This is a genomic window from Acetatifactor sp. (assembly GCF_982438285.1).
This window is the reverse complement of sequence record NZ_CEWDFQ010000107.1, coordinates 1-8,743: the sequence shown is the minus strand read 5'-3', so window position 1 is coordinate 8,743 and position 8,743 is coordinate 1. Positions and strand designations below refer to the sequence as shown.

The following is an 8,743-nucleotide window of genomic DNA, read 5'->3' as shown; positions in this document are numbered from 1 at the left end:
GAGAAGTCCTTTGCCCAGCTGCCCAAGGTAACGGTTTAAAAAAATATGCGGATTTCAGCTTACGCTGAGATTCGCATATTTTTTTGGAGACACGCCCACGGCCTTGGTAAAGGCCTTGAAAAAGTTACTGTAATCTGAAAAGCCGCTTCGCTCGAAGGCCTCGAAAACACTGCTTCCCGCATTCAGCTGAGCCTTGGCGATGCTGATGCGGCGGGCGGTGATGTATTTGTTTATGGTAGTGCCCGTTGCAGCCTTGAAGATGCGGCAGATGTAGGAGCTGCTTAGGTAGAAGCGGCCTGAGAGCTGCTCCATAGTGATGGGCTGGGATATATTTTGGTTGATATAACCCAGAATATCCTCCACCTGATGACTGTACTTATAGCCCGTATGGACCGTCTGGGCGGCGTTGGCGCTGGAGAGCCTGTTGATCATCACAAGCAGCTCCATAAAGGCGGCCTGTTCAATGATATCATGAGCGAAGCCGTCTGCGGAGGTTATCTTGTTGATATAGTACAGAAAGCGTGTCTGCTGCTCCTTGTTCAGGGAAAGCTTGTGCTGGAAATGTTCGTCTCTGTCCGAGAAGCAGTGATCCAAATTGGTCTGGTCCGAGGAAAGCCGTTTTACATAGTCAGGATGAATGGAAAGCACGATTCTTTCGTGCACACAGCTGTCAATCTGGGTCAGCTTATGGCTTTCGTATTGATTGATGATAAAAAGATCGCCCGGAGCGATGCTGTAAAAGCGGTTGTCGATCAAAAACTGCTTTCCGCCAAAGATGGAGTAGTAGAGCTCGTAGCAGTCATGGATGTGCATATCCATGGCTTTTTCTTCTTTGTACAGATGGGCGATGGAAAAGGTACGCGTCTCCTTACAGTTTTCAATGGCGGTTTTACAGGAGGAAAGCTCTTGCATAGGATGGTCCTTTCTGTGCGCTCAGATCGTGCACCTGGATTTTCTATCATCCAGTATAGCCTCTTTGTTCAAAATTTGCAATATTTACACCAAAATTTGAATAGACCTAGAGAATTTAATCCATTATAATGTAGTTACAACGAAATATCCCAAAGAAAGATAATTTTATATTGGAAATGCTTACTGTTATATGCTATAATGTAAGTGCTTTCATAAGGAATTATCAGTCAATACCGGAATGACCGGAAATTGGAGAAAGAGAGGCGCAAGGTGGAACTTAGAACAGCAGTATCACCAAGAGATGTGAAGCATTATACCACGCAGCGGCTTAGGGAAGAGTTTCTGATTCAGAATCTCTTTGTGCCGGGAGAGATCAAGCTGGTATACAGCCACATCGACAGAATCATTACAGGCGCGGCGGTGCCCACAAAGCCTATCACCCTGACGGCGGGGGACGAGCTTCGTGCTGAATATTTCTGCCAGAGAAGAGAGCTGGGTGTCATCAACATCGGCGGTGCGGGAACCATCACCGTTGACGGCAGAGTGTACAAGGTAGGGTATAAGGAAGCCATGTACATCGGCATGGGCTCTAAGGAGATTATTTTTGCAAGCGAGGATGCCGGAACCCCCGCAAAATTTTATATGAATTCCGCGCCCGCACATAAGACCTATCCCACGGTTTTGATCAAGCCGGAGGGGACCCCGCAGGAGGGCGTGGTCATTGTAAAGGATGAAAACAAGGTGGAGCTTGGCACGCTGGAGGATGCAAACCACAGAGTAATCTGCAAGTACATACTTCCCGGACAGGTGGAAAGCTGTCAGCTGGAAATGGGCATGACGAAGCTGGAGCCGGGCAGCGTATGGAATACAATGCCCTGTCACACCCATGACAGACGCATGGAGGTTTATCTGTACTTCGATATTCCCGAGGATGCCTTTGTGATGCACTTTATGGGAGAACCAGATGAGACGCGCCACATTGTCATGAGAAATGAGGAGGCTGTCATTTCTCCAAGCTGGTCCATTCATTCCGGATGCGGTTCCAGAGCCTATACCTTTATCTGGGGCATGGTGGGAGAAAATCAGGACTTTGACGATATGGACGGCGTGGACAACAAGGATTTGATGTAATCAAAAACATATAAGCATATAAGTAAAGGAGAGAAAAAACATGTCAGAATTCACAAACTTTTCACTGGAAGGCAAGGTTGCGCTGGTTACCGGAGCATCCTACGGAATTGGTTTTGCCATTGCATCCGCATATGCAGAGGCGGGCGCAACCATCTGCTTCAACGATATCAAGCAGGAGCTGGTGGACAAGGGAATGGCAGCTTATGAAGAAAAAGGCATTAAGGCTCACGGCTATGTGTGCGACGTTACCGATGAGGCTGCTGTGAACAACATGGTTGCCCAGATCGAAAAGGAAGTAGGCGTTATCGACATCCTGGTAAACAATGCGGGCATCATCAAGAGAATCCCCATGACCGAGATGACTGCAGAGCAGTTCAGACAGGTAATCGACGTTGATCTGAACGCTCCCTTTATCGTTTCCAAGGCAGTAATTCCTGCCATGATCAAGAAGGGACACGGAAAGATCATAAACATCTGTTCCATGATGTCAGAGCTTGGCCGTGAGACTGTATCCGCTTATGCGGCTGCAAAGGGCGGTCTTAAGATGCTCACAAGAAATATCTGCTCCGAGTACGGCCAGTACAACATTCAGTGCAACGGCCTTGGGCCCGGTTACATCGAGACTCCTCAGACTGCGCCTCTGCGTGAGATCCAGCCTGACGGCAGCAGACATCCCTTCGATCAGTTCATCTGCGCAAAGACTCCTGCAAACAGATGGCTGAAGGCAGAGGAGCTTACGGGACCTGCAGTGTTCCTTGCTTCCGAGGCTTCCAATGCAGTAAACGGACATATCCTTTACGTGGACGGCGGTATTCTGGCATACATCGGCAAGCAGCCGGAATAATCGCTTCTGCCAAAACCGGAAACAGCGGTATTTTGTCAGGCTTGCCCTTGCGGGCACAATAGAATATAATGGGAACAGATCAGTCGCAGAAAGCTGTTTTCGGCGGCTGACTGTTGCGGTATTTGGCAAAAAGCCTGCAGCAGAGGAAAAGAAACATAAAAAGTCCGGACAAACCGGGCAGAAAGGCATGAAGAATCCATGAAAATCGCATTGATCAACGAAAACAGTCAGGCAGCAAAGAATGAAATGATCTGTGCCACTCTGAAAAAAGTAGTGGAGCCTATGGGACATGAGGTATTCAACTATGGCATGTGCGGCGCAGAGGACCCCAATTCCCTGACCTATGTGCAGAACGGCATTCTTGCGGCAGTTCTCTTAAACTCCGGCGCAGCGGATTATGTGATCACAGGCTGCGGCACCGGCGAGGGCGCCATGCTGGCCTGCAATTCCTTCCCCAAGGTGCTCTGCGGACATATTGAGTCACCTTTGGACGCTTACCTGTTTTCCCAGGTAAACGATGGAAACTGTGTAGCCCTTCCCTTTGCCGAGAATTTTGGCTGGGGCGGCGAGCTGAACCTGCAGTACATTTTTGAAAAGCTGTTCTGCGCTCCCGGAGGCGGCGGTTATCCTCCTGAGAGAGTGGAGCCAGAGCAGAGGAATAAGAAAATTCTGGATAAGGTGAAGGAAGTAACCCATACGGATATGGTGACCATCCTGAAAAATCTGGACAGAGAGCTGGTAAAGGGAGCTCTTTCGGGAGCGCCTTTTAAAGAGTACTTCTTTGCAAACTGCAAATGCGACAAAATAGCGGAATGCGTAAAGGAAATATTGGCATAGCCAGCCTTTTTACAAGAGAATCCGCCAATGTGTGTGCGGCGCCTGCGGATTCTGAATAGGTAACCGCACAGAAATGAGGGTAAAATGAACGCAGTATTAGAGCAAATCAGTAAAATCGGCATTGTGCCTGTGGTAAAGATCGACAGGGCAGAGGATGCGCTTCCTCTGGCAAAAGCACTCTGCGCAGGAGGACTTCCCTGTGCTGAGGTAACCTTCCGTACCTCTGCGGCGGCTGAGGCTATCAAGATCATGACGGAAAATTTCCCCAATATGTGCGTAGGCGCGGGAACCGTTTTGAATGCTGAGCAGGTGGATGCGGCTGTGGAAGCCGGAGCAAAGTTTATCGTAAGCCCCGGATTAAATCCCAGAACCGTAAAATATTGTATCGATAAGAATATTCCCATCACACCCGGAACCTCAAGCCCCAGCGATATCGAGCAGGCTATCGAGCTTGGACTTGACGTGGTAAAATTCTTCCCGGCAGAGCAGTCCGGCGGCCTGGCAAAGATTAAGGCTATGGCTGCGCCTTATGTGAATATGAAATTTATGCCTACCGGCGGCGTCAATGCAAAGAATCTGACCTCTTACCTGGATTTCCCCAAGATCATCGCCTGCGGCGGCTCCTGGATGGTTCCCGGAGACCTGATCAATGCCGGAGAGTGGGATAAGATCGAGCAGCTCACCAGAGAAGCGGTACAGACCATGCTCGGCTTTGAGCTGGCGCATGTGGGCGTGAACGCAGAGAATGAGGAGGAGGCTTTGAAGGCGGCGAACCGTTTTGCATTTATTTTCGGTATGCCTGCAAAGGCTGGCAACAGCTCCGTATTCGCCGGTACAGCCCTTGAGGTGATGAAGTCCCCTTATCTCGGAAAGAACGGCCACATTGCCATCAGAACCAATTACATTGACAGGGCGGTAAATTATCTGAGCACTGTTTTGGGCGTGGAATTCAACGAGGAGTCCGCAAAGAGAGACGCTAAGGGCGGGCTGAAGGCGATTTACCTGAAAGAGGAGATCGGCGGCTTCGCCGTACATCTTGTACAGCGTTAATCAAAGGAAATACAGCAAATCAAAGGAAAGGAATGAAATAAAATGGCAAAAGTGATTACCATGGGTGAGATCATGCTGAGACTGTCCACCCCTAACAACGAAAAATTTATCCAGGCGGATGAATTCGACATTAATTACGGCGGAGGCGAGGCTAACGTTGCAGTTTCCCTGGCAAACTATGGACATGACGCGGAATTTGTGACCGCTGTTCCCGACAATGAGATCGGTGAATGTGCAGTTGCCGCTTTGAGAAAGTACAATGTATGCACAAAGCATATTGCAAGATGCGGCGAGAGACTTGGCATTTACTATCTGGAGAGCGGCTCCTCCATGAGACCCTCCAAGGTTGTTTACGACAGAGCTCATTCCTCCATCTCTACCGCTACGGAAGCAGATTTTGATTTTGACGATATTTTCCAGGGTGCAGACTGGTTCCACTTTACTGGCATCACTCCGGCAGTATCCGATGCGGCTGCAGAGCTTACTGAGAAGGCTCTGATTGCGGCAAAGAAGCATGGCGTAAAGGTTTCTGTAGACTTAAACTTCCGTAAGAAGCTGTGGTCCTCCGAGAAGGCTCAGAGGGTTATGACCAATCTGATGAAATACGTGGATGTCTGCATCGGAAATGAGGAGGATGCAGAGCTGGTGCTTGGCTTTAAGCCCGGCGCTACCGATGTGACCAGCGGCGAGCTGGAGCTTGCAGGCTACAAGTCCATTTTTGAGCAGATGGTGGACAAGTTTAACTTTGAGTACTGTGTATCCTCTCTGCGTGTCAGCCATTCCGCTTCTGACAACGGCTGGTCTGCATGTATTTATTCCAGAGACACCAAGGAATTTTATCATTCCAAGGAATACAGCATTCATCCCATTGTGGACCGTGTAGGCGGCGGCGACTCCTTTGCGGGCGGCGTAATCTGCGGCATGCTGGACGGCAAGAATTTCAAGGAAGCTTTGGAATTCGGCGTAGCTGCTTCTGCGCTGAAGCACACCATTCCCGGGGACTTCAACCTGGTATCCAGAAAAGAAGTGGAAACGCTTGCAGGCGGCGACGCTTCCGGACGTGTACAGAGATAATCAGGGACAAATACCTGAATTAGAAAGAGACTTTGCGGGAGGATATCCTCCTGCAGAGTCTTTTGTTGTTAATTGTTTGAAAAATTCCTACAAATTTAAAAAAAACAATTGACTTTTCTTCCGCAAGATGCTAATATAATTCTTGCGCGATATGTTGTGCGGAAGTGTCGGAACTGGCAGACGAGCAAGACTAAGGATCTTGTGAGCATTGCGCTCGTGTGGGTTCAAGTCCCATCTTCCGCAGTGAAAAAGAAAGTCTCAGGTGGAAGCCTGAGGCTTTTCTTTTTCCGTACCGAAGCGTCCCATCTTCCGCCTTATTTCTGCCCGAAAACGAGGCGTTTTCAAGAGGCGATTACCAAAGGTAATCAAAAAAGTAATCAAATGATCAAAAATACACAGGGAAAGGAGAGTCCTGTGCAAGTGCTGCTAAAGATAAATCGACCATAAACCGGTTTATTTTTTTTGCAAATATTCTTAAAAAAATCTCAGTAAATGATTTTGAGACGATTGGTAAGGTGTATATTTTAAGCAGATCGGGCAGGAGAATAACAGAAGTTTGTACGTCATGGCATAAAAGCCTCTGTGGGAGCTCCGAATGGCTCTGTTTTTGATTTTATGGCTTTTGGCGATAAAACACCAATGGAACATAAAGGCGGCTTAAATTTGATTTTGCGGGGTCAACATATATTTGTCAAGGTGCACACGAAGAGGGGCAGACTTACCGCCCCCGTTTTTTCGCATATGCCATTAAAATACTTTTTATAGCCGTCTTTGTCGCAGGCGGAGTATTTAAAACCGTTTATGCCGCGTCTGACCTTGATTATAGTTGGTTGTCTGCTCATGTGTTCGCCTCCTTATCATTTATCTAGAAATCCGCTTGCAGGTCGTGAGCTTCGCCCGCCGACTTTATCGGACAAGCGGAGATTTTAAAAGCCGCCGGTAGTGATCCGGTGTGTATCCTCTGCGGCGGCTGCATTAAATCCTGAATGTTGCAGTTGAATAAGTCCTCCCATAAGACACAGGGCACCCAATGCTTTCCAAAAATATTTCCGCGTTGTATGAGGAATCACCAAGTCCCAGAGCACATGGCCATTCTGGAGAAGCCGCAGAAGCACTTTAGCTTCGTAATACATTCCATGCCTAGTGAATTCTACTTGCTTTTCCATTATCTTGTATTTTCTGATGTTTCTCTTTATCATTTTTTACCTCCACTATCTGACATAAAAATATTGTAAAACTATTTAATACCCCCTATCATTTATTCCGGCATTCCGCCGTCTTTTCTAGCAACATGAAAAGAAAGAAGCATTTAAAAACAAGATTGTAGAGAAGCGACTACAAAAGAAGAATTTGAAAAGGGTGGATAATTACAATGTGAAGCACACCACCTATTTCAACAAAGAAGAATACATTTTGTATAGTTTGCCAATTGTAAAGAAATCTACAACATCAATAAGCGTAGTTTCAAATATGGCTTCACTACCGCCACCAAAATAGAAAGCACTGAAAAAGTAAGCAACTACATTACAAAGTACATAACCAAAGAACTAATTACCATGTCAAAAGGACAGCACCGCTATTTGTACAGTAAGAACCTAGCCAAGTCACAATAGGGATTTAATAACTGTTATATCGTGTTATAAAAATCTTGGCAAACCCTTGAAAACACTAAAGTTTTCGTGGGTGTCCTTTCTTTCACATCTTGTATCGTGTTATATCGTCCTACCCCTGTTTATTAACCCTCATATGGGAAAAAACAAGGGAAAGAAAATCTGGTAACAACTTATAACAAATTATGAAAATGACAGTTGGGACTGGATGAAGTGCTTATAATACATTTCTACGAAAGGACTGATAAGATGAGATTTATATATGCAGATTATAACCCACAAACGAACAGTATTGATGTAACTACATTTGAAAACTACATATTGCGGATTGACTGTAATAAGGCAGAGGATGGATTAAGAACTACGCCTTGCTCACAGAATTCACTTAATGCACTGGCGATAGATGAACCACTTGAATATGCAAGGTTAGTGTTGGATGGCGAAATGCAGGCATGGGTGGATGTGATTGATAATTTAGAGGTATGGTGATTATATATGGCAGATTGTTACACGCGATAATCTGCCATGTCTGTTGTTTGAACAAAATATAAGTGGAATAAAAGGGGTAATGTTGATATAATGGAAAGAAAATTTGCAAGAAAATTTGCATATGAGGTGACAAGATGAGTAATTCGATATATAATCGCAGAAGTGTTAGAAAATATTTAGACAGAAATGTATCAAAGGAAATGATAGAACAAATTATAGATGCAGGAAGAATGGCTCCATCTGCAAAAAATAGACAACCATGGAAATATATTGTACTTGGTGGTGAACATAAAGCAGAATTTCTGAAACACATGCAGAAAGGAATTATACGAGAAGAAAATGAATGTGCATTATTACCTGATTCAAAAAAGGGCATACCTGATGCAAAGAACACATATAAGATTATGGTAGAGGCACCAATCCTTATCGTGATTTTGAATTCAAACTGTGGAACTCCTTTTGCTGAAATTGATACAGATAATAGGTTTGTTGAGATTTGTGACACACTCTCTATTGGTGCATCAATTGAAAATATGTTATTGAAAGCTACAGATATGGGCTTAGGTACTTTATGGATTGCAAATACTTGTTATGCATACGAAGAATTAACTACATATCTTAATACGACAAAGCAATTGGTGGGGGCAATTGCATTAGGTTATGCTGATGAAAAACCAGCACAAAGACCAAGAAAACCAATAGAAGAAATTGTAGAATATAGATTGTAATTTCAAGGAGGTCAAAAATGATTGTTTCAAAAATACAACAGATATTTTCTGAAGTACCGGATGTAATC

10 protein-coding genes and 1 tRNA gene are annotated in these 8,743 nt (G+C 45.5%); 8 read left to right on the top strand and 3 right to left on the bottom strand.

Features of this window, described 5'->3' with window-relative positions; translation table 11 throughout:
* Window positions 1-54: 54 nt before the first annotated feature.
* Window positions 55-912, bottom strand: coding sequence for a helix-turn-helix transcriptional regulator (locus tag AC1WIP_RS07075; protein ID WP_481141188.1), 858 nt, complete (start codon window positions 910-912; stop codon window positions 55-57).
* Between the two features lie 270 nt (window positions 913-1,182).
* On the opposite strand from AC1WIP_RS07075, the gene kduI reads away from it, so the two are divergent.
* From kduI to AC1WIP_RS07045, 6 genes are all read left to right on the top strand, one after another.
* Window positions 1,183-2,043, top strand: coding sequence for a 5-dehydro-4-deoxy-D-glucuronate isomerase (gene kduI, locus AC1WIP_RS07070; RefSeq protein ID WP_318704710.1), 861 nt, complete (start codon window positions 1,183-1,185; stop codon window positions 2,041-2,043).
* A gap of 40 nt (window positions 2,044-2,083) precedes the next feature.
* Complete coding sequence (locus AC1WIP_RS07065; protein WP_481141187.1) at window positions 2,084-2,887, top strand: gluconate 5-dehydrogenase; 804 nt, start codon at window positions 2,084-2,086, stop codon at window positions 2,885-2,887.
* Between the two features lie 198 nt (window positions 2,888-3,085).
* Window positions 3,086-3,724, top strand: coding sequence for an RpiB/LacA/LacB family sugar-phosphate isomerase (locus AC1WIP_RS07060; protein WP_318708845.1), 639 nt, complete (start codon window positions 3,086-3,088; stop codon window positions 3,722-3,724).
* Window positions 3,725-3,808: 84 nt separating this feature from the next.
* Complete coding sequence (locus tag AC1WIP_RS07055; RefSeq protein WP_318704713.1) at window positions 3,809-4,774, top strand: bifunctional 4-hydroxy-2-oxoglutarate aldolase/2-dehydro-3-deoxy-phosphogluconate aldolase; 966 nt, start codon at window positions 3,809-3,811, stop codon at window positions 4,772-4,774.
* A gap of 42 nt (window positions 4,775-4,816) precedes the next feature.
* Window positions 4,817-5,848, top strand: a complete 1,032-nt coding sequence (locus tag AC1WIP_RS07050; RefSeq protein WP_481141186.1) for a PfkB family carbohydrate kinase — start codon at window positions 4,817-4,819, stop codon at window positions 5,846-5,848.
* A gap of 158 nt (window positions 5,849-6,006) precedes the next feature.
* Window positions 6,007-6,091, top strand: a tRNA-Leu gene (locus AC1WIP_RS07045).
* Window positions 6,092-6,525: 434 nt separating this feature from the next.
* Here the strand turns inward: AC1WIP_RS07045 and AC1WIP_RS07040 are convergent.
* On the bottom strand, window positions 6,526-6,690 hold the full coding sequence (locus AC1WIP_RS07040; protein WP_481141185.1) for a hypothetical protein: 165 nt from the start codon (window positions 6,688-6,690) through the stop codon (window positions 6,526-6,528).
* An 84-nt stretch (window positions 6,691-6,774) separates the two neighbouring features.
* Window positions 6,775-7,047: a hypothetical protein gene (locus AC1WIP_RS07035; protein WP_481141184.1), complete on the bottom strand. Its 273-nt coding sequence runs from the start codon at window positions 7,045-7,047 to the stop codon at window positions 6,775-6,777.
* A gap of 660 nt (window positions 7,048-7,707) precedes the next feature.
* Between AC1WIP_RS07035 and AC1WIP_RS07030 the strand changes: the two genes are divergently transcribed.
* Window positions 7,708-7,947, top strand: a complete 240-nt coding sequence (locus tag AC1WIP_RS07030; protein WP_481141189.1) for a DUF6061 family protein — start codon at window positions 7,708-7,710, stop codon at window positions 7,945-7,947.
* A gap of 134 nt (window positions 7,948-8,081) precedes the next feature.
* Window positions 8,082-8,675: a nitroreductase family protein gene (locus tag AC1WIP_RS07025; protein ID WP_481141183.1), complete on the top strand. Its 594-nt coding sequence runs from the start codon at window positions 8,082-8,084 to the stop codon at window positions 8,673-8,675.
* Window positions 8,676-8,743: the final 68 nt, after the last annotated feature.